We start from the raw sequence: 22,817 nt of genomic DNA, 5'->3' as shown, positions 1-22,817 counted from the left end.
AACAATGAAAAAGAATTTTAAATATATCGCATTTGCAGTACTTGCTGCTTTTTCTTCATGCACAAAAGAACTTGATATCATACCTGAAGGGTCTCCATCAGCGCAAAACTTCTGGAAAACTAAAGAGGATGCATTGAAAGCCGAAGGTGGAATGTACGAAATCTATAATGCTGAAGATTTTTACGGTCGCGGGATGTTCTGGTTTATCAATGCCAGCGATGATATGGTTACCGGCCGTAACAAGCCAGAGGCTGATAACATTAAAAACTTTAACCGTACTTACGTAGGCGGTGGTTATACCGAAACGCAGTGGAGCATGCGTTATGCCATCATCAAACGTGCCAATGATATCATTACCAATGTGCCAAAGATCAATATGGATGAAAATTTAAAGAAACAGATCATTGGCGATGCTTATTTTAATGCCGGTTTGGTTTATTTTCAGCTGGCTGCAAATTATGGAAACGATAAAGCGGGTGTACCAATTGTTAAGCCTGAAACCGATGCATCTCAGCCTATTCCCCGCGCCAGCAATGTAAACGAGAACTACGATTATATTATTTCGCTTCTTTTAAAGGCAGCTGATAACCTTCCCCTGTTTTCGGCAATGAAACCTGCAGATTATGGTAAAGCACATAAAACGGCTGCCTGGGCTTACTTATCTAAGGTGTACCTTTTCAAAAAAGATTATGCCAATGCTGCAAAATATGCTGATATGGTTATCACTTCAGGTCAGCATGATTTAATTAATACGGGTTTTGCCGATGTTTTTAAAGCGTCAAACAACTGGTCTAAAGAATATATATGGTCGGTAGTTTGTACACCAAGCGGTGGCGGAACAGGCTGGGGTAGCAAGCTCCCGGGTGTAATGCTAACCAACAAAGCATGGGGTATTTATAATGGATGGGGTTATTATCTGCCAACCAAAGAACTTTACGATTCTTATGAAGCCGGCGATCAACGCAGAGAAGCTACCATTTTGAAACCTGGCGATAAATTTATGTTCTTTGGTGCCGAGCGTAGCTTTACTAAAGATGGGGGAGCAACTTCCAATTACCAGTTTAAAAAATACATGGAGCCGTTTTCTTATGCCAACCCAATTCCAACTCATGTTAACCCTAATGGTGATAATGGAACAACTGATTTAAATGTGCCATTAATGCGTTATGCCGAAGTTCTGCTGATCAAAGCAGAAGCTGCCATTAACCTAAACGGTGCAGGAGCGGGAGATACCGAACTGAACAAAATAAGGCTTCGTGCAGGTTTAAATGCTAAAACAGGAATGACTATAGATGACCTTAAACGCGAACGTCGTAATGAGCTTGCCGGAGAATGGGCAGATCGTCACCGCGATTTAGTAAGATGGGGCGATGCGCAATCCACTTATGCTAAACCATTACACGATTTTGATGGAATTGTAATCTGGCCGGCAAGAACTTTCAACCCACAGGTACACGATGTTTGGGCGGTGCCACAAAGAGAAATTGATAACAGTGCGGGCGTGATTAAACAAAATCCAGGATGGTAAAAAAAATAGGGATAAACTTTGCAGCGCTGGCCTTTGTGCTGGGGCTGCAAAGTGCATCTGCCCAGGTAAAACTGAGTGCAAACCGCGGACATAGCCATAACGATTATAAGCAGGAAATTCCCCTTTTAGCGGCATATTATGCCGAAATGGGATCTATTGAGGCGGATGTATTTTTAAAGGAAGGGCAATTATATGTAGCACATGAGGCTTCAGAAATTAAACCGGATTTTACACTTAAAAAATATACCTTGATCCGTTAGCCCGGTTTTTAAATCAAAAGGAAATCATCCCTATAGCAATGCAGCCTTAAAACTGCAGTTGGTGGTTGATGTAAAAGAAGATTACAAGCATGTACTACCTGTATTGCTAAAAGAGCTCGAAGGTTATGCTGAGGTATTCGATGCAAAAAAGAATGCCAATGCGATTAAAGTAGTGGTTAGTGGCGATATGCCTGCACCAGCCGATTTTAAAAATTATGATGAGAAATTATCTTTCGATGGCAGGCCGGCAACAACTTATACCGATGCGCAATTGGCAAGGGTGGCGATGATCAGTGATGATTTGAAAAATCACACCGTATGGAATGGAAAGGGCAATCCTACCAAAACCGATGAAGCAAAGATGAGAGCCACGATAGAGCAGGCACATCGTAAGGGCAAACCTTTCCGCTTCTGGGCTTCGCAGGATAGTCCGAACACCTGGATTGTGCTCGAAAGGCTTGGCGCAGATTGGATCAATACGGATAAACCGACCAAACTGAAAGATTTTTATCTTCATCAGGATAAACTGAGTTATACCAATCCAAAACCATATACAACCTATTCACCAACTTATAAAACCGACGGCCAGGACAAAGCACCCAAACATGTCATTTTGTTAATTGGTGATGGGATGGGACTGGCTGCAATCCACGCTGGGTTAATTGCCAATCATGGGGATCTGAATATGGCAAAGTTCCATTACATTGGCTTTTCTGAAACCGCTGCGGCTGATGCCGGAAACACCGATTCGGCTGCGGGAGGCAGTGCTATGGCAATTGGCTATAAAACCAATAACCGTTACATTGGCATGGGACCTGATGATCAGCATAAAACCAATTTAGTTGATACTTTATCCATCTTCGGTATCAAAAGTGGTATCATCACCGCGGGCGATCTGACCGATGCAACGCCAGCAGTATTTTACGCCCATCAACTCGACCGCTCATACAACGGCGCAATTGCGAATGATCTGTTAAGCAGCAAGGCCGAAGTTTTAGTGGGTTCTAACCGCAAAGCTTTCGAGCAGAATAAAAACAGCAGGCTTTTGGCAGATCTGAAAACTAAAGGTTTTCAGGTAACAAATAGTTTAGCTGATTTTGAAAAACAACATGAAGGCAAACAATTGGTTTTGCTTGATGATTCGGCTACCCGGCCGGTGACAAAAGGTCGTGGCGATATGCTTAAAAAATCCTTAGCACATACCGCGGAGATTTTATCGCAAAATAAAGCTGGTTTCTTCATTATGGCCGAAGGCGCGCAGATCGACTACGGTGGTCATACCAACGATTTGCCTTATCTCGTTACCGAATTACACGATTTTGACCGTACGATTGCCGAAGCGCTTCGCTTTGCTGATCAGGATGGTGAAACACTGGTGATCGTAACTGCCGATCATGAAACAGGAGGATTAACACTTTTAGATGGTGCTGCTGAAAAAGGAATGGTAAGGGGCGAATTTAGCACCAACGATCATACGGGTATTATGGTTCCGGTGTTTGCCTACGGTCCTGGCTCGCAAAACTTTACCGGTGTTTATCCTAATAACCAGATTTTTCATAAAATCATGAAGGCTTATCGTTTAGCGAAGTCCAAATAAAAAAGAATAAACCAAATCCCAATGGTGGTGTCTGTATACCAGAATACAATATCATTAACCACTGATGTACACAGATAAACACGGATCTATATCTGTGTGCATCCTTTTTGTCTCCCGAAAGAGCCTATCGTGTGGACACATCTTTTAAGTATTTTTAGGCGTTTTGCTAACTAACTTTAATAAAGCACGGATTATAACCAAGGACGCTGTCAATCCCAAGAGCCGGGGAAATCAAAAAAACAGGTGCACAACAGTAAAAATGGCAGTAACAAACCTGAAACGCAGTGGTTTTGTGTTCATAACCGATAATTTAATTTTAAAAAATATAGAACACAACACGAAGTGTCACTGTTTTTTTGATGCGCATGAGATTGTGTAAAAGGCTCATTGCTGGATCCGATAGCCATCGGTTGACAAAGCGCTTTGGGTACTTTGGCGCTCCAAAATGCGCAGCATTCTTGAACACAGCTAAAAACAACATTAACTGTGAAAAACTACCATGCCCCGCGGCATAGAGCGATAGAAGAATGTTATAATTAATTGTGTCCACACGATAGGAAAAACCGGGATAAGTTGTGGTTAATTACATTTACGTAATGACATTATTCACAACACCGCTTTTTTAATTCGTGTTATTTAACATACCGTTGCTACTTTTAACCCAACAAATAACAGATAATGGAAAGAAGATCTGCGCTCAAAAATATCGGTGGCCTGTTTTTGCTGCCAACCTTATCAAAAGTTTCGTTATCCACTGAAAAAAAGACCGTTTTAAGGGTTGCGCACATTACCGATGTCCATCTGAAAAATCAGTTTAATGCACCAGCAAGATTTGCAAAATGTTTGCACCACTTACAGGCGCAATCTCCAAAAGTAAATCTGATTTTAAATGGTGGAGATATTGTTTTTGATATGAACAAGGAAAACATGAATACCATTAATAATCAATGGAAACTGGTACAGGAAACCATGAAAAACGAATGCAGCATTCCTGTACATTACTGTTTGCGGAACCATGATATCTGGTGGAACGAAGATAGCAAAGGCGATGTTTTTTATGGAAAAAAATACGCCTTGGATAAATTGCAGCTGGTTAAACCTTACTATAGCCTGGTACAGAACGGCTGGAAAATTATTGTGCTGGATAGTACCCATTTGGATATCGATAATACCTGGTACATTGGCAAATTGGGCGATGAGCAATTAGATTGGCTTAAAAACGAACTGGAAAACACCAGTAAAACAATGCCGGTCATGGTGATGTCGCACATTCCAATCCTTACTGCACTATTGATGATAGAAGATAATATTGTAAACAAATGGACCATGCTGGGAGGAGATATGCATACCGATACTGCTAAAATTATTAACCTTTTTTATCAGCATCCCAATGTAAAACTGTGTTTAAGTGGTCATTTGCACATGCGCGATAAAGTTATATACAACAATGTGACCTATCTTTGCAATGGAGCGGTATCTGGTGCATGGTGGGAAGGCAACAGGAGGGAAACCGCACCAGGTTACGGTTTAGTTGATTTGTATGAGGATGGGAGTTTTGAAGAAAAATATGTGAATTACTAAATGATTGGCTTCCTAGAACCGTCATTTCGAGCGGAGTGTAATGAAGTCGAGAACCCGAAGGCTCTGCGAAGCAAAATCTATCGAGACAGATCTCTCCATTCCACTGCGTTCCAGTCGAGATGACGACTTGTTTTAGAAAGAAAGCTGCATTTAAGCCCTTTGCACTCTGCCCCCTGCTTATAAATAAAAAATTGATTATTCAAGATAAAGCCTTAAAACTATTCTTGTTATTCCCTTAACATTGCCTTCACATCCAGATCCTTGCTTTGTTCAAAAAAATTAAATGAAGAAAGAACTACTCACCCTAATCGTAGCCCTAGCTATCGGTATGGTATCGTGTAAAAAGAATCATGAAGAAACACCAGCAGAATTTACTTACCCGGCCGTGGCCGAAGTCTCCGATCCATCGGTACTTTTTACCACTGCAGCTGGTGTAAAAGTATATAACGGAGGTTTTGGATCAGCAGTTGCCGCCGATCCGAACTCGCCGGATGTTTTTTATATGCTGACCGACAGGGGGGCGAACGTTGCCGGACAGCTCGCAAACTCAATCATCATCGGAAAACCTGATTTTGATCCACAAATTGGAAAATTCAGGCTGAAAGATGGGAAATTGGTACTCGAACAAACTATCGAACTTAAAAATGCATCTGGAAATAAATTAAACGGACTTCCAAATCCTGCAGGAATGGGGGCTTCTGGTGAAACTGCTTATGACTTAAATGGACAGGTGATTGCTCCAAGTGCCGATGGAATCGACTCAGAAGGCTTGGTAAGAGCAGCTGACGGATCATTTTGGATCAGCGATGAATACGGTCCACATATTGCACACTTCGATGCAACTGGTAAAACAATAGAACGCATTAACCCATTTGGAACGGGAACCGGCGGGCGTACCATTCCGGCTGTATTTGCTAATAGAAGAGCAAACCGTGGCATGGAAGGTTTGGCCATTACCCCAGATGGAAAAACTTTGGTAGGCATGATGCAGTCGCCAATGTACAACCCGTCTAAAGCTGCGGTTGCGAATTCGGTGGTTTTAAGAATTTTGACTTTTGATATCGCAAGCGGAGCAACCAGGCAATACGCTTACCTGATGGATAATACTACTTTAACAGGCGTGAGCGATATTGTTGCCGTTAACAGCACTACCTTCTTAACTATTGAACGTGATGGATTGTATGGCGGCGCAGCAAGCAATCCGGCAACATTTAAAAAAGTTTTCAAAATAGACCTGAGTGGTGCTACCGATATTTCTGATTCCGGCAATGGTGCAACAGGAAAACTTTATGGTGGCAAAACCGTGGAAGAACTGAACAATGCAGCAGGTTTAAGCGCAGCGGGAATTACCCCGGTAAGCAAAGCGGTTGTTTTAGACCTGTTAAAAGATCTACCATCCATTTATCCGCACGATAAAGCAGAAGGTTTGGCCTTACTTCCTGGCAATATCCTCGTAATTTCTAACGATGATGATTTTGGTGTGGTGGATAATGGTGCAAGTGGCTTTGCACAAAAAATATTGCCTTTAACAAATTCGGTTGATAGAAACCGTTTATACTTTGTTAAAATTAAACTTTAAAGTATTTAGCCATGTATCAATTGACTCATGGCTAATTTATAACATGAAATAAGACATAAGTTGAAAATTACGTATACTTAGTAAGTCGGTAACTACCGTAATTTTACCTTTTTTATGTCTTTCTGCATACATTCAGGTTAAGATTGTTAAGTTTGGTATAACCTATCTTAATTTGCCTATGTATTATAGCTGTGCAATTGTCGATGATGAACAGCACGCCATTGATGTACTTCATGATTATATTGAAGACACCCGTTTTTTGAAACTCTTTAGCACCTTTAAAAATCCCATTGATGCATTAAAAACAATTGGTGCAGGTGATAAAATCGATTTTCTCTTTTTAGATATAGATATGGATGGAATGAAGGGGACTGAATTATCCCAGCATCTCCGCTCCAAAGCCAGGTTTGTGATCTACGCATCTTCCCACCTTGAAAATGAGGTGAGAAAAATAGATTCCAGCTTTGAATGTTATCTGGGCAAACCGATCTCCATGAAACGTTTTGCAGGTACCATTGATAAACTGATACGACTCAATAATCTGCCGATAAACAATTGAAATAGTTTATGATCGAACTTACTTACCTTTTTGAGCAGGAATTTTTAGACGATGTATCTTATCAGTTAATCCGGGCCGGTACCGAAGACCCCTGGTTAGTATTATCCGGATGCAAAGTGCTGGGTATTATTGATGAGGTTGAAGGATCATGGAAGCAAATTGCTGGAGGAGATATTCCACCAATGGTCATTAAAGGGATGGGCGATTTGATTAATATGCAGCAATTTAGCTGGTTGCCAGATCTGATTAAAAAACAATGGTCAAAATATGTACTTGATGTAGTTGTGGAAAATATAGACTGTTACGAAATAGTTTGCCATAAAGAGGCTTGTTCCAAACGTTTTAAACAACGCTTTACACTGGGTATTCATGCGCTGGCGCAAAGAGAATCGGCCATTACTTTTAAAGTACGTTGCTTTCAGAGATCTGATTATTATGAAGTAATTAAAGCGCCGGCGATTGATCGTTATGTTTAATTTTTTATCGCATTTCTGCTTCTGATAGTAGATAATTTCTAAAGTAAGTGACGTTCCGGTACTAAAATTCTCTTGCTTAAGTCTGGCTTAAGGATAAAACAATCTCAACGGTATGGTATTAATCTTGTTTGTTTTAAGATGTCAATGTAATATTTAAATTTGGCCAGATAAAACAATCCTCAATATGACCTTTGTAGAAAAACTGGAGGCCTTACGCCAATTAATGCTTGCTCAGCAAGTAGATGCCTATATTATTACCGCTGCAGATCCACACATCAGTGAGTATTTACCGGCACATTATAAGGCCATACCTTTTGCTTGTGGATTTACAGGATCGGCAGGTACGCTGGTCATTACCCAGGATTTTGCAGGTCTTTGGACTGATTCGCGATATTTTACACAGGCTGAAGCACAATTGAGCGGTACCGGTTACGAATTGGTAAAGTTGAAAGTACCGCATACACCGGAGTATATCAATTGGTTACTCGAAATTTTGCCAGGTGGCGCAAAAGTAGGCTTTAACCACGAGCTCATTACGGTGGCATTAGCACTCGAGATGAAGAATCGTTTAGCCCAGTATGAAATAGAAATAATTGATATTGATTTTATCAGCGCAATTTGGCCAGATCGGGTAGGGCTACCCGTAGAAAATGCTTTTTTAATTAACGAAGAAGCTGCGGGACTTAGTATTTCGGCTAAAATAAACGAAGTAAGAACGGCTTTAAAATTAAATAAAGCAAATTATCATTTTATTTCTTCGCTTGATGACATCGCCTGGCTGTTTAATTTAAGAGGAAAAGATGTAGATTATAATCCTGTAACTTTAAGTTTTGCCTTAATAACGCCTGCAATGGTAAAACTCTTTATCGATAAAAAGAAGCTGTCGCAAACTGATATTTCTACTTTAAATGAGCAGGGCGTAACTTTGCATCCTTATGGCGAAGTAGCTCAGGCACTAAAAAGTCTGCCAAAAAATATGCAGATTTTTATCGATCCAAAACGTACCTGTTTCGGTTTGTTCGAATGTTTGCCAAAAAGTTCCAAAATCATTGCAGGAATTAATCCAAGTGCACATTTAAAGAGTTTAAAGAATAATACTGAAATTAATCATATCCGAAAGGCGATGCTTCACGATGGGGTAGCTTTAACCAGGTTCTTTAAATGGATGGAAGATCATTTGAGCAGGGAAAAAATTACAGAGTGGTCTGCAGCAGAGAAATTGGCCTCCTTCAGAGCAGAACAAGCTTCTTTCGTGGGTTTGAGTTTTAATACCATAGCTGGTTATAATGCAAATGGTGCATTGCCACATTATAGCGTAACAGCAGAAAGCAATCAGGAAATTTTAGGTAATGGTTTGTTTCTTGTCGATTCCGGAGGCCAGTATTTGTATGGTACAACCGATATTACAAGGGTAATGCCTATTGGTAATTGCTCGGCAAGCCAGGCTGATGATTATACCTTAGTATTAAAAGGCCTGATTGAAGGTGCTAAATTAATTTTTCCGGAAGGTACCAAAGGTTATCAAATCGATTCCATCTGTAGAAAACCGCTTTGGGAACATTCCATAAATTTTGGTCATGGTACAGGTCATGGTATAGGTTTTTTTCTCAATGTACATGAAGGACCTCAGAATATTAGTCCTGCCAATGTAGATGTAGTCTTTAAACCAGGTATGATAACCTCCATAGAGCCTGGTATTTATCGTCCGGGGAAATATGGCATACGTATTGAAAATCTGGTTTTGTGTGTACCTAAGGGAAATAGTGAATTTGGCGATTTTCTCACTTTTGAAACCTTAACTTTATGTTTTATCGATACCGCTATCATCAATAAAACACTTTTAGCAACAGATCAGATCGCCTGGTTAAATCAATACAATCAAATGGTGTTTGAGAAGCTTAAGCCCATGTTGTCTGATGAAGAATCCGAATGGTTGAAAGTGAAATGTCAGCCTGTTTAATCATTTTTTACCAATGATTTTAAATATGATCGTCATTCCCGCGCAGGCGGGAATGTTAAAGCGCTTGCATGACGATTATTCATAAGCTTCCCTTGTTTTAAAGGCATTCATGAGCACTACGTGGTTCCCAGTCAACCCGATGGCTATCGGGTTGGGAATGACGTTGCGGTGAGTAAATGTGATCTCCACTCCAATGTTTTTCTAAAAAGCTGACCTCTCAGGGTATCGTTGATGCTAATGATTAGGTTTTCCCTTCATGTATGATAATCTGCGTTTTTTTTGCGTAATCTGCGGGAATTAAATGGACTAGTATTCAATATAATCGTTGTCAATCTGAGCTTGTCGAAGACCCTTATGCTATTTAGTGATCAATTGCTTAAATGTTTCTTATATCTCTTATGTGGTTAATAATTTGATATGGGGAATGAATTCCTGCTATTCACCATCGATCCCGCCGTCCACTTACTGCCATGCCCAACTTCTCGTAAATACACCAATTCTTTACCGATTTTGCGCTATTTTTAACTTCGATGCCTGCTTTATCTTTTAAATTTTAATTTTGATTTAACCACATTCCTAAATTTCCTTTATCATCATGATTATCGAACTAAAAAAGAAGAGAACCTTATCCATAATAGCTTTTGAAGCAATATTTTGCTGTATTTTATCTTTTATAAATATTGAGGTTGTTCTGGCCCAATCACCTTGGATTGCTTTAGGCAAAAAGCCATCTACGCTGGGACTGGAAAATGGATTTTCGACTTACAATGCCGGAGCATTTAACCTAAAGCTTGTTAAATCATCACAAACTGTAGCAGGTCTCCAGCCTAAAGTGGTAAAAGATTTTGATTTTGTACCGAGTGACAGTTTAAAAGTACGTAGTTCAGATGGTTTGTATCATTTGGGCGATATCAACCTGAAGTTGCGTTATATTGGCGAAGAAGCCTGGAAAAGCTACAGCACGGCCATGAAACGAAGCCCTGTGAAAAATATAGTGCCGGGTAAAAATGTACTCGCCGCTGCCGATCTGGCTCCAACACTTCCGGCTGATATCCCATTGCAGGTAAAAAGGATCTGGGAAATGTTGAACGGAAAGCTGGTATTGCGCTTCGAGCTTAAAAACAAGACCGATAAAAATCTGGAAATCGGTGCATTGGGGATCCCGATGATTTTCGATAATATTTTAGAAGGCCGTACATTGGAGCAAACTCATGCTAAAAATGTATTTTACGATCCTTACATCGGTAAAGATGCTGGTTATTTACAGGTTACCCGGTTAAGCGGGCATGCGCCTTCTTTACTGGTTGCTCCGTTGGGGCATACACCATTTGAAGCTTATAATCCACTTAATGACGACCGCACACCAAGGGGGATTGCTTTTGAAGGCTTTTACGAATGGATGGTGTACAGTAAAGCCTATGCTGAAAACGAATGGAAAAATGCCGAGCAATGGAATACACCTACTTCAATCTTTTTAAAGCCGGGCGAAAGCCGTAGTTATGCCCTTCAGTTTATTCTGTCAGGAACCGCAAAAGATATTGAAAGTAAACTGATCGAAAATAAAAGACCTGTTGCTATATCCGTTCCGGGTTATGTGCTTCCTAAAGATGTGGAAGGGAAATTGTTTATCAACTATGCTAAAAAGATTAAAACTATTCAGGTTCAGCCTGAAAATGCCTTAAAAATAGTTGCGTCAGGCTCAACCAAAAATGGCTGGAAAAGTTACGCAGTTAAGGGGAATACCTGGGGTAGAGCAAGATTATCTATTACTTACGAAGATGGATTGGAGCAAAGTATTAATTATAAAGTAATTGAAGCGGAAAGTGATGTCATTGCGGCTTACGGTAATTTTTTAACAACCAAGCAATGGTTTAACCAGGCCGATCCTGTTTTTAATAGAAATCCTTCTGTTATTACTTATGACAATGAAAAACAGCAACAGGTAATTCAGGATAACCGTGCCTGGATATCGGGTTTGAGTGACGAAGGTGGTGCGGGTTCATGGTTAGGTGCGATAATGAAGCAGTTGGTGCAACCCAAAAAAGAAGAGGTTGATAAACTGAAGCAATTTGTTGATAGTGTAATGTTTGGGAGGATACAACTTAAAAATGGTCCTCAGAAATATGGGGTAAAAAAGAGTTTGTTTTATTATGCACCGGATTCGCTCCCTAAAGATACTTATGATGCAAAGATCAATTTTAAAACCTGGTCTGCATGGCCAAAAAAGAAGCTGATAACCTGGGCCGGTCTTATAACTACCCGCATGTTGCAGCAGCCCATTGGGTGATGTACCGGTTAGCGCGTAATTATAGCGGCCTTATTGAGGAGCAGAGTTGGAAACAACACCTTATCGATGCTGCTGAAACAGGTATGGCTATGGTTAACATAGCCCCTTATTACGCACAGTTTGGTCAAATGGAAGGCACGGTATTTTATCTCATCTTAAATGACCTTAAAAACGAAGGACTAACAGATGAAGCAGCCAGGTTAGAAAATGAAATGAAGAAGCGGGCCAACCACTGGCGTTCATTACAATATCCCTTTGGTAGTGAGATGCCTTGGGATTCTACAGGTCAGGAAGAAGTTTATGTGTGGTCGAGCTATTTTGGCTACCAGGATAAAGCAAATGTAACGCTCGATGCCATATTAGCCTATATGCCTGTGGTACCGCATTGGGCTTACAACGGTAATGCCCGTCGGTACTGGGATTTTCTTTATGGAGGTAAACTCTCGCGTATCGAACGGATGATCCATCATTACGGTTCAGCGCTTAATGCCATTCCTGTTTTAATGGATTACCGCAAAAATCCAGGCGATTTCTATCTTTTACGTGCCGGTTACGGTGGGTTATTAGGTTCGATCTCCAATATCACCCAGGAAGGTTTTGCACCTGCGGCATTTCATGCTTACCCATCAACCTTAAAAAATGACGGCATTACCGGCGATTATGGATCTGGCTTTTTTGGCTATGCGGTTAATACATCATCTTACATTTTACAACATCCCGAATTTGGTTGGTTATCTTTTGGTGGCAATTTGGAGAAAAAGGGGAACGTCATCAATGTTAAATTAACTACAGCAGCAAAATCGTCGGTTTACATTGCGCCTGTGGGGCTTTGGATTAGTCTTGATGCCGGAACCATTGATGAAGTAGATTATAATACGGTAAATGGTGAAATTCGCTTAAAGCTAGCTAAGGCAAACGAATACCTACCTACTGCCTTGTTAAGGTTGTCGCAACCGACAAAAGTTAATGGAGTTGGTGTTTATTCCATAAAAGGCAATGGTATGGAGAAGAGAGGAGGATACGAATTCCCACTTTCAAAAGCTGATACCACTGAGATTATTCTTCAAAGATAATATCAATCCACCTACTGTCTGAGCCCCGTGATTAAAATTACGGGGCTTTGTATTTTCAATTAATTCTGATAATCAATCATATATATGCTTTATCAATATTATGTGTTGATATAATATATCTATATCATTTATATTCCAGATTATTAAAGTAAACATTGAACTTGGATAGACGTGTTTTATAAATCGAAAACCATTGATTTTGTTTCATTTATAACTACATATTTACTTCATATTAATTAATTTAAAATTTTATAGTTCAAATAAGTATATAATTTAATAGTGGTGTAGTCCATTTAAAAATTGTTTAGATGGTCCTCGTTTGTAGCGAGGATGGCTTGAGAAAGGCGGTTTTTTATGAAATAGATTAAGCCTGCTATTGACAGACTCCGATAGGATGGTCGTCATTCCCGCGCAGGCCTCTATCAAAACAGATTTTGCTTCGCAGAGTACTCCGTGGTTCTAGACTGCGTTCTGATGTAAAATCGGTACAGGTAGCCCTCCGCTCGAATGACGGTAACTCGGGGAATTTTTACGCGTAGATTAATTGCTGTCAATAATATTGATTTTTATACAATAAGTTACCCCCTCAGGATGACAAAAGAAACTTGATAAATGTGCTGTGTATCCGCTAAAAATTGTTAATGTTAACTTTTTTTAATCAGCCTTATTGTATGCAGATTTTATCCTTTTTTTCGCTAACCTGAAATTTATTGTGATTTTTGTGCCATAACCATAGCTTATAATTTGCAGATATACACCATATTTTATCCATTCATTTTAATTCTGATGCAATGAATATGGCTTTTTTGGATATTTGCTTAACACATAAAAAATATGTTTGAAAAGAAAGTTTACCTCCAAAGAAGAGCAGCACTAAAATCAAAGATAAATTCGGGAATATTACTCTTTTTGGGTAATGAAGAAAGCCCGATGAATTATAAAGACAATACCTATCATTTTAGGCAGGATAGTACCTTTTTGTATTATTTTGGGATCAGTGAGCCATCTTTGGGCGCTATTATAGATCTGGATGAAGATCAGGTAATTCTTTTGGTGATGAAATGGGAATTGATGATATTGTATGGATGGGCAGGCAGAAAACACTGGAAGAAAAAAGTTTGGATGCTGGTCTAGCCAAAGTTCTGCCTTTTGTGCAACTAAACACCTATCTTAAACAATGCCAGGACAAAGATCGTGAGGTTCATTTCTTACCTCCTTACCGTTCTGAGAATAAAATTAAATTGGCCAACTGGCTTAACCTGCCAATCGATCAGCTTAAAGAAAAAGCATCACTTAATTTTATTAAGGCTGTAGTGGCACAACGGTCGGTTAAATCGGTTGAAGAAATTGAAGAGCTGGATCGTGCTGCAGCAATATCTGCCGATATTCATTTAATGATCATGCAGCAGGCAAAACCCGGCATGTATGAACGCGAACTTGCAGCTAAAATTCATGGTGCTGCATTGGCTTCGGGCGGTAATCTGGCCTATCCGGTTATTTTAACGGTTCGGGGCGAAATTCTGCATAACCACTACCATGGCAATCAGCTCCGGGAAGGACAACTGGTTTTAAACGATTCTGGTGTAGAAACAGCTTTAGGTTATGCTGGCGATCTTACGCGCACTTTTCCCGTAGGCAAGAAATTTAGTGCTGAGCAAAAAGATGTTTATGATATCGTATTAAATGCTTACACGCATGGCAAAAATATGCTGGCACCGGGGGTAAGATACTTAGATGTGCATTTGGCTTCGTGTAAAATGCTGGCACAGGGTTTAAAAGATATTGGCCTGATGAAAGGTAATATAGACGATGCCGTGCAGACTGGTGCGCATGCCATGTTCTTTCAATGTGGAACAGGACACATGATGGGCTTAGATGTACACGATATGGAAGATTTAGGTGAGCAATATGTAGGTTATACAGATGAGCTAACTAAAAACACCAGCCAGTTCGGATTGAAATCGTTAAGGTTGGGCAAAGCGCTTGAAGCGGGTTATGTATTAACGGTAGAACCAGGTGTTTACATCATCCCGGAGCTAATAGACCGTTGGAAGGCCACTAACCAGTTTGCCGAATTTATTAACTACGATAAATTGGAGCAGTTCAGAAACTTTAGCGGCATCAGGGTAGAAGACGATTTTCTGATTACCGAAAACGGAAGCCGGATGCTGGGAAAATATTTGGCCTTAACTACGGATGAAATTGAATCGGTTAGGAGCGAAGCTTATTAGTAACGTTGGTTATTTGAAATGACTGTTGTTTTTTGTTTTGGAGCGCAGGTCCATTCGATTTTTTAAAGAATGTTCCTGCCATCCGCTTTATTCCGATGAAGGATCGGAATGCCCGCTGCTGTCAGGGCTAGATACGTAGGCAGAAGCACAGGACCAGGGTTAAATAAACCTGATAGAACGGATGCTCCCGATTTTTCATCGGAGCAGAAGAGAAAGCAGGACTACCGTAACCCATGAAAAGCTGCATTTGCTTTTCAAATTAATATTTTGCTATTGCTTTTGGAGCGCAGGTCCATTCGATTTTTTAAAGAATGTTCCTGCCATCCGCTTTATTCCGATGAAGGATCGGAATGCCCGCTGCTGTCAGGGCTAGATACGTCGGCAGAAGCACAGAACCAGGGTTAAATAAGCCTGATAGAACGGATGCTCCCGATTCTTCATCGGAGCAGAAGAGAAAGCAGGACTACCGTAACCCATGAAAAGCTGCATTTGCTTTTCAAATTAATATTTTGCTATTGCTTTTGGAGCGAAGGTCCATTCGATTTTTTAAAGAATGTTCCTGCCATCCGCTTTATTCCGATGAAGGATCGGAATGCCCGCTGCTGTCAGGGCTAGATACGTAGGCAGAAGCACAGGACCAGGGTTAAATAAACCTGATAGAACGGATGCTCCCGATTCTTCATCGGAGCAGGAGGGATAGCAGGACTACCCTAACCGATGAAAAACTGAAACTGCTTTTCAAATAATAATACGCTATTGCAACATAACAACCAGCAAAAAGATATGAAAAAAATAACCTCCTTAACCCTACTCTTCTTAACGTTTAGTACCCTGCTTTTTGCACAAAACCCCAAAAAGGTTTACACTTTGGCCGACACCTTAAGAGGAAGCTTAAATGCCGAACGGAACTGGTGGGATGTGCAGCGTTACGAACTTTCAGTTAAGCCCGATTACAATGATAAGAGCATAACAGGCTCAAATAAAATCGTATACAAAGTAGTGCAGCACAACAATGGTAATACCCGTATGCAGATCGATTTGCAGGAGCCATTAATCATTGATAGTGTTTTATATAATGGTGGTTCAAAGGTGAAATTCGAACATGTTGGCAGTGTCTGGTATGTACATGTGCCTGCACAAAAGTTATCGGCAATGAATAATGTCCATATCTTTTACCATGGAAAGGTACATCAGGCCAAAAGAGCTCCCTGGGATGGCGGTTTTATTTTTACTACCGATTCACTTTCACGTCCGTGGATGACCGTAGCCTGCCAGGGCTTAGGTGCTTCGGTTTGGTATCCAAATAAGGATCATCAAAGCGACGAGCCTAATCTGGGTGCATCTTTAACCATGACTGTTCCGGATACATTGGTGGCAGTAGGTAACGGGCGCCTGGTATTTAAAAAGGATAACCATGATGGTACCACGACCTATCAGTACAATGTTAAAAATCCGATCAGTAATTATTGCATTATCCCTTACATAGGTAAGTATGTTAATTTTAAGGAGAAATATGCAGGCGAAAAAGGTGCCCTTGATGTGAATTATTGGGTGCTTGATTACAATTACCCAAAGGCTAAAACCTACATGCCCGATCAGGTACATAAAATGCTGAAAAGTATGGAGCATTGGTTTGGTCCATATCCTTTCTATGAAGATGGTTATCAGTTAATCGATGCTTCGCATACGGGTATGGAGCATCAATCTGCGGTTTCTTATGGTAATGGGTACAAGTACGGCTACAGAGGCAGAGATATGTCTGGCAACGGCTGGGGTTTGAAGTGGGATTTTATCATTATTCACGAGAGCGGGCACGAATGGTTTGGCAACAACATTACTACCAATGATCTGGCCGATATGTGGGTACATGAAGGATTTACGAACTATAGCGAAACACTTTTTGTCGATTATATTTTTGGTAACCAGGCTGGAAATGAATACAATTTTGGGATTAGAAAAGGCATTAAAAATGATAGTCCTATTATTCCCCCTTATGGTGTAAATGCACAAGGCAGTGGCGATATGTATCCAAAAGGAGGCAACATGCTGCATTCCATCAGGCATAGTTTAAATAACGACGAACTTTTTAGATCCATATTACGAGGGCTTAACCAAACCTTTTACCATAAAACGGTAACTACTGCACAGATCGAAAATTATATTTCTAAAAAAGCAGGTTACAATTTTTCAAAGGTTTTTGATCAATATTTACGTACGGTACAGGTTCCTGTCTTTGAATATTACCTTAAAGATGGTAAAGCTTTTTACCGGTATAGCGACTGTGTTAAGGGCTTCAATCTCCCTTTAAGTTTGAAAAAAGAAGGAATTAAAACGCTTAAAATTATTCCTTCGCAAAACTGGCAGCAAATTACATTGGCCAAAGGGCAGAATGCACTTTTCACAAAATCGGGTATTGAATTTATGTACTACCTGCAGGTAAAAAACACAAAATAAATCATGGCGAAACAAAAAGGATAGGGGATGGTTCTCTATCTGACTGATTTTAAAGGTATTCTTGTTTGGCAGGACATTTTTTTGTGATATCTAATTTCACTTACAATTCCTTCTGGTTTTTTCCAATCAAATCTGTCTGATTGAAGTGGCGTATTTATGACTAATATCGGTTAAAATCCAACAATATTGCTGTTGGGCAATTTCCTAACTTTGAATATCGTTTATTTAGTTTTATCTCCGGTAATCTGATTAAATGATGCCTGGCGATTAGATCCGGTTTTTGGGTTTTAGGCCAGATTAACTTTTGAAAATATTATAAAAACATAACATTACAATGAGTATCAAATGGACTGGGGTTTTCCCTGCTGTAACTACAAAATTTACAGCAAATGATGAGTTAGATTTTCCGGCTTTCGATTTAAATATCGAAGCGCAATTAGAAGCAGGTGCTGAAGGGATAATTTTAGGTGGATCGCTTGGTGAAGCCAGTGTATTAACCGATGAGGAAAAGTTTGGTCTGTTATCGCATACCTTAACCGTGGTAAATGGACGTGTACCGGTTTTATTAAACATTGCTGAGTCAACTACAAAAAAGCAATCGAAGTGGCTAAAAAAGCCGAATCGCTAGGTGCACAGGGTTTAATGTTATTGCCGCCAATGCGCTATAACGCTGCTCCGGATGAAACTCTGGCCTTTTTTGGTGCCATTGCTGAAAGTACCAGCTTACCGATCATGATTTATAACAATCCTGTTGATTATAAAATCGAGGTAACATTAGATATGTTCGAGGTTTTGACCAAATACGATAACATACAGGCGATCAAAGAATCAACAAGGGATGTATCAAATGTAACGCGGTTAATCAACCGTTTTGGCGACCGTTTCAAAATCTTTACCGGAGTAGATCCGTTAGCGATGGAAAGCATTGTGATGGGTGCACACGGATGGGTTGCAGGTTTGGTTGATGCTTTTCCAAGAGAAACCGTTGCTATTTTCAGGTTGATTAAAGAAAATCGCATTGCTGAAGCACTAACGATCTACCGTTGGTTTTTACCTGTGCTTGAGTTGGATATTCATGCAAAATTGGTTCAATACATTAAATTAGCAGAAGTTGCAACAGGATTAGGAACCGAGGCCGTTCGTGCACCACGCTTACCATTAAGTGGAGCAGAAAGAGAGAAAGTATTGAAAATTATTAATGATGCACTAGCTGTTCGTCCGGAATTACCTGCAGGTAGCTGGGGGAAATAGTTTAAAAACCAAATATGAACGGGAAAAATATTGTAGCCGGCACTTATATTGAAATTAATGAAAGAAGCCTTAAAGCTGTTAATCCTGCAACGGGATTAACGCTTGATGGTGAGTTTTTTAAAGCGAACGAAAAACTTGTTGATGATGCCTTAACATCAGCAACATCGGCTTTCCAAAGCTATAGAAATCTTAACAAAGATCTTAAAGCAGTTTTTTAAACGCCATTGCCGATGAAATTGCTAATCTTGGCGAGGAACTGGTAAACAGGGCTTCGGCAGAAAGTGGTTTACCTTTAGCCCGTTTACAAGGCGAATTGGGAAGAACTACAGGACAATTAAGGTTATTTGCCAATCTGGTTGCAGAAGGCTCCTGGGTTGACGCAATTATTGATACCGCATTACCTGAAAGACAGCCTTTACCGCGACCTGATATCAGGAGAATGCTAATCCCAATCGGACCAGTAGTAGTTTTCGGTGCAAGTAATTTCCCACTTGCTTTTTCAGTTGCAGGTGGCGATACCGCATCAGCATTAGCTTCTGGTTGCCCGGTGGTTGTTAAAGCACATCCCGCACATTACGGAACCAGTGCTTTGGTAGGTGGTGCCATTGTTAAAGCAGCAGAAAAAACAGGAATGCCTAAAGGTGTTTTCTCTTTGTTGTATGATGATGGTTATACCATTGGTGCTGGCCTGGTTCAGCATCCGCTAACTAAAGCGGTAACTTTTACCGGTTCGTTTAAAGGCGGAATGGCCTTAATTAATCTTGCTCAGCAGCGCGAACAACCTATTCCGGTTTTTGCCGAAATGGGAAGTATTAACCCGGTAATCTTTCTTCCGCAAGCCATAGAAAATCAGGCAGAAGAACTGGCTAAAAAATACGCCGCATCTATTACCTTAGGCGCCGGTCAGTTTTGTACTAACCCAGGTTTATTGTTAGCGGTACAATCACCTGCACTCGAAAATTTTAAAGCCGTTTTAAAAGAAGCTATTTCAACTATTCCTTCGGCAACCATGCTTACTGAAGGTATTGCCAACAATTATGGTAAACTTTCTGCTGAAGTAGTAAACGAAAGTGGTGTTGCGCTTTTATCGGCGTCAACCGTAAAAAATACGGAGCTTCAAAATCAATCAGAGGCGAAAATTGCTCAGGTAAGTGCTGCCGATTTTATTAAAAATCCAAAACTCCGTGAGGAAATTTTCGGTCCATACTCTTTATTGGTTGTTGCTCAGGATCGTGCAGAACTGGAGCAGGCTATTGAAGTTTTGGAAGGACAGCTTACGGTAACCTTAATGGCCGAAAAACAGGAACTTCAGCATTACCAGACTTTGATAAACAAGCTGACTGATAAAACCGGAAGAATTATACTGAATGGTGTGCCTACAGGTGTAGAAGTTTGTGCTGCCATGCAACATGGCGGACCATTTCCGGCTACTAACGATAGCCGTTTTACTTCTGTTGGTTCTACTGCAATCAATCGTTTTGTGAGGCCACTGGCTTACCAGGATTGGGAACAGGAATTATTGCCGGATGAATTGAAAGATGGCAATCCATTGGGTATTTTCAGAACGGTAAATCAAAAATTAACGAAATCTCATGAGTAAAACTTTTTTTGTGTAGATGCACATACTTGCGGAAATCCGGTTAGATTGGTTGCAGGCGGAGGACCTCAGCTTATTGGCTCAAACATGAGCGAAAAGCGTCAGCATTTTCTGAATGAATTTGATTGGATCAGAAAAGGTTTAATGTTCGAACCCCGTGGGCATGATATGATGTCGGGTAGTATTCTTTATCCACCTCACGACCCTGCAAATGATGTAGCTGTACTTTTTATCGAGACTAGTGGCTGCCTGCCAATGTGTGGGCACGGTACTATTGGCACCATTACCATTGCTATTGAAGAAGGACTCATCCAACCGAAAATACCAGGGGTGATCAGAATGGAAGCGCCAGCCGGATTGGTACTGATTGAATACAAACAGGAAGGAAAAAAAGTAAAGTCTGTTAAGCTGAAAAATGTGGCATCTTACCTGGCCGCTGAAAATCTTCAGGTAGAATGCCCTGATTTAGGCACACTTACTTTCGATGTAGCTTATGGCGGAAATTTTTACGCAATCGTTGATCCGCAGGAAAATTTCCCCGGACTGGAAAACTATACCGCTTCGCAACTAATTAACTGGAGCCAGACCATAAGAAAACGCATTAATGAGCTTTATAGCTTTGTTCATCCACAAGACCCTACGATAAATGGCTGTAGCCATATCTTGTGGACAGGAAAAACAATAGATCCTGCATCAACTGCCAGGAACGCAGTTTTTTATGGTGATAAAGCCATCGATCGCTCGCCTTGCGGTACGGGCACTTCAGCCCGTTTGGCACAGTGGTTTGCAAAAGGAAAACTAAAACAGGGAGAGGATTTTATCCATGAAAGTTTTATAGGCAGCAAGTTTATTGGAAGAGTAGAAGAGGTGGTAGACCTGAATGGGATCAAAGCCATTATACCGAGTGTAGAAGGTTGGGCGAAGGTTTACGGCTATAATACTATAAAAATCGATGCTGAAGATGATCCCTATGCATACGGATTTCAGGTGATTTAATGAGTTTTTAAAAAGAATATCAGCAGTATAAATTAAAAGCATGTCGAAAGTATTAATTATAGGTGGTGGAATAGTAGGTTTAACTTCAGCATATTACTTGCAGAAAAGAGGCTACGAAGTAACGGTTTTGGATAAAGGAGATATTACCGACAATTGCTCATTTGGTAATGCAGGGATGATTGTTCCAAGTCATTTTGTTCCTTTGGCTGCACCTGGAATGATCAAACAGGGGATCCGTTGGATGTTCGACAGCAAAAGCCCCTTTTATGTTCGCCCATCTCTAAATATGAACCTTATTAACTGGGGTTTGAAATTTATGAAACATGCCACGGCAAAGCATGTAAGCCAGGCAGCAGTGCCATTACGCGATTTATCGTTACTGAGCAAAAAACTATATGAAGGCCTGGCAAAAGAGTCTGATTTCGATTTCGAATTAACCAACAATGGTATTCTGGCATTTTATAAAACAGAAAAAGCGGGAGAAGAAGAAGCACATTTAGCTGCAAAAGCAATTGAACTGGGCCTGGATATGGCTGTACTCACTGCCGACGAATGCCATGCCTTACAGCCAGATTTAAAGTTAGATGTTTTAGGAGCGGTACATTATCGTTGTGATGCGCACCTTTATCCAACAAAGTTGATGAATGCTTTGCTTAAGTATTTATTAAGCAATGGCGTTAAAATAGCGCATAATAAAGAAGTTGATAAAATGGAGACGGCAGGTAATCGCATTACAAAGGTTTTTACAGGTGGTATCGCCTGGGAAGCCGATCAGTATGTTCTGGCAACTGGTTCGTGGTCGCCTGCTGTGGCTAAAATGGCCGATGTTAAAATATCTTTAATGCCCGGTAAAGGTTATTCTTTTATGGAGCCTGAACCTCAGCAGCGTTTAACTATTCCTGCATTGTTATGTGAAGCCAGGGTAGCCATCACACCAATGAACGGTCAGATTAGATACGGCGGTACGATGGAGCTGGATAAGATCAATACCCGTATTAATATGCAAAGAGTTAAAGGGATTGTAGAATCGGTTCCGGCATATTTTCCCGATTTAAAACCTGCGGTTCCTTCAGAAAAAAATATCTGGTACGGTTTCCGTCCTTCATCACCTGATGGTTTGCCATACATTGGCAGAAGCGAAAAAAGAGAAAATCTGATCATCGCTACCGGCCATGGTATGATGGGTTTAAGTTTAGGACCGGCAACAGGTTTATTGGTTAGCCAGATTGTTTCAGGCATGGCCACTGATCTGAAAATGGAGCCATATAAAGTAGTTCGATAATAGGAATTTGTATTGTATGTTTAGTCATTACCAGACGCCATTTTTCAAAAAGGGTTGGTAGGATATGTTGAGAGGTACCGTCATCTCGACCGTAGTGGAGAGATCT

Annotated in this window: 14 protein-coding genes and 3 pseudogenes; all 17 read left to right on the top strand. The window is 40.5% G+C overall.

Annotated features, from left to right (window positions below):
• Positions 1-4 precede the first annotated feature (4 nt).
• The 17 genes and pseudogenes from ACQ86H_RS17130 (at position 5) to ACQ86H_RS17050 (ending at position 22,711) form a co-directional block, all read left to right on the top strand.
• Entirely contained in the window at positions 5-1,528 is a 1,524-nt protein-coding gene (locus tag ACQ86H_RS17130; protein WP_431291860.1) for a RagB/SusD family nutrient uptake outer membrane protein, read from the top strand.
• Positions 1,522-1,788 (top strand): hypothetical protein, encoded by a 267-nt coding sequence (locus tag ACQ86H_RS17125; RefSeq protein ID WP_431291859.1) that lies wholly within the window; start codon positions 1,522-1,524, stop codon positions 1,786-1,788. The genes ACQ86H_RS17130 and ACQ86H_RS17125 overlap by 7 nt, the downstream gene beginning before the upstream one ends.
• A 61-nt stretch (positions 1,789-1,849) precedes the next feature.
• Positions 1,850-3,385: an alkaline phosphatase gene (locus ACQ86H_RS17120; protein ID WP_431291858.1), complete on the top strand. Its 1,536-nt coding sequence runs from the start codon at positions 1,850-1,852 to the stop codon at positions 3,383-3,385.
• Positions 3,386-4,063: 678 nt separating this feature from the next.
• Positions 4,064-4,966 (top strand): metallophosphoesterase family protein, encoded by a 903-nt coding sequence (locus tag ACQ86H_RS17115; RefSeq protein WP_431291857.1) that lies wholly within the window; start codon positions 4,064-4,066, stop codon positions 4,964-4,966.
• 283 nt (positions 4,967-5,249) lie between these two features.
• A complete protein-coding gene (locus tag ACQ86H_RS17110; protein WP_431291856.1) occupies positions 5,250-6,545 on the top strand; it encodes an esterase-like activity of phytase family protein in 1,296 nt (431 codons plus the stop codon).
• A gap of 178 nt (positions 6,546-6,723) precedes the next feature.
• Positions 6,724-7,104, top strand: coding sequence for a LytR/AlgR family response regulator transcription factor (locus ACQ86H_RS17105; RefSeq protein WP_138823607.1), 381 nt, complete (start codon positions 6,724-6,726; stop codon positions 7,102-7,104).
• A gap of 8 nt (positions 7,105-7,112) precedes the next feature.
• The gene (locus ACQ86H_RS17100) at positions 7,113-7,580 is read left to right on the top strand and encodes a hypothetical protein (protein WP_431291855.1); all 468 of its coding nucleotides are present in this window, start codon (positions 7,113-7,115) and stop codon (positions 7,578-7,580) included.
• 184 nt (positions 7,581-7,764) lie between these two features.
• Entirely contained in the window at positions 7,765-9,540 is a 1,776-nt protein-coding gene (locus ACQ86H_RS17095; RefSeq protein WP_431291854.1) for an aminopeptidase P family protein, read from the top strand.
• Positions 9,541-10,135: 595 nt separating this feature from the next.
• Positions 10,136-12,900 (top strand): annotated as a pseudogene (locus ACQ86H_RS17090) (DUF5695 domain-containing protein).
• An 834-nt stretch (positions 12,901-13,734) separates the two neighbouring features.
• Entirely contained in the window at positions 13,735-14,034 is a 300-nt protein-coding gene (locus tag ACQ86H_RS17085) for an aminopeptidase P N-terminal domain-containing protein (protein WP_431291853.1), read from the top strand.
• Positions 13,986-15,131, top strand: coding sequence for a M24B family metallopeptidase (locus ACQ86H_RS17080; protein ID WP_431291852.1), 1,146 nt, complete (start codon positions 13,986-13,988; stop codon positions 15,129-15,131). The genes ACQ86H_RS17085 and ACQ86H_RS17080 overlap by 49 nt, the downstream gene beginning before the upstream one ends.
• A 783-nt stretch (positions 15,132-15,914) precedes the next feature.
• A complete protein-coding gene (locus ACQ86H_RS17075; RefSeq protein WP_431291851.1) occupies positions 15,915-17,585 on the top strand; it encodes a M1 family metallopeptidase in 1,671 nt (556 codons plus the stop codon).
• 334 nt (positions 17,586-17,919) lie between these two features.
• Positions 17,920-18,836, top strand: a pseudogene (locus ACQ86H_RS17070) (dihydrodipicolinate synthase family protein).
• A 14-nt stretch (positions 18,837-18,850) separates the two neighbouring features.
• The gene (locus tag ACQ86H_RS17065) at positions 18,851-19,054 is read left to right on the top strand and encodes a hypothetical protein (RefSeq protein ID WP_431291850.1); all 204 of its coding nucleotides are present in this window, start codon (positions 18,851-18,853) and stop codon (positions 19,052-19,054) included.
• A gap of 5 nt (positions 19,055-19,059) precedes the next feature.
• Complete coding sequence (locus ACQ86H_RS17060) at positions 19,060-20,436, top strand: aldehyde dehydrogenase (NADP(+)) (RefSeq protein WP_431295422.1); 1,377 nt, start codon at positions 19,060-19,062, stop codon at positions 20,434-20,436.
• 15 nt (positions 20,437-20,451) lie between these two features.
• A pseudogene (locus ACQ86H_RS17055) lies at positions 20,452-21,429 on the top strand (4-hydroxyproline epimerase); the annotation flags it as partial.
• A 40-nt stretch (positions 21,430-21,469) separates the two neighbouring features.
• Complete coding sequence (locus tag ACQ86H_RS17050; RefSeq protein WP_138823624.1) at positions 21,470-22,711, top strand: NAD(P)/FAD-dependent oxidoreductase; 1,242 nt, start codon at positions 21,470-21,472, stop codon at positions 22,709-22,711.
• The last annotated feature ends 106 nt before the right edge of the window (positions 22,712-22,817 follow it).

The organism is Pedobacter sp. P26 (genome assembly GCF_050632135.1).
Taxonomy (GTDB): Bacteria; Bacteroidota; Bacteroidia; order Sphingobacteriales; family Sphingobacteriaceae; genus Pedobacter.
Note: the sequence above shows the minus strand (reverse complement) of the source record. Positions and strands in the feature narration are given on the sequence as shown.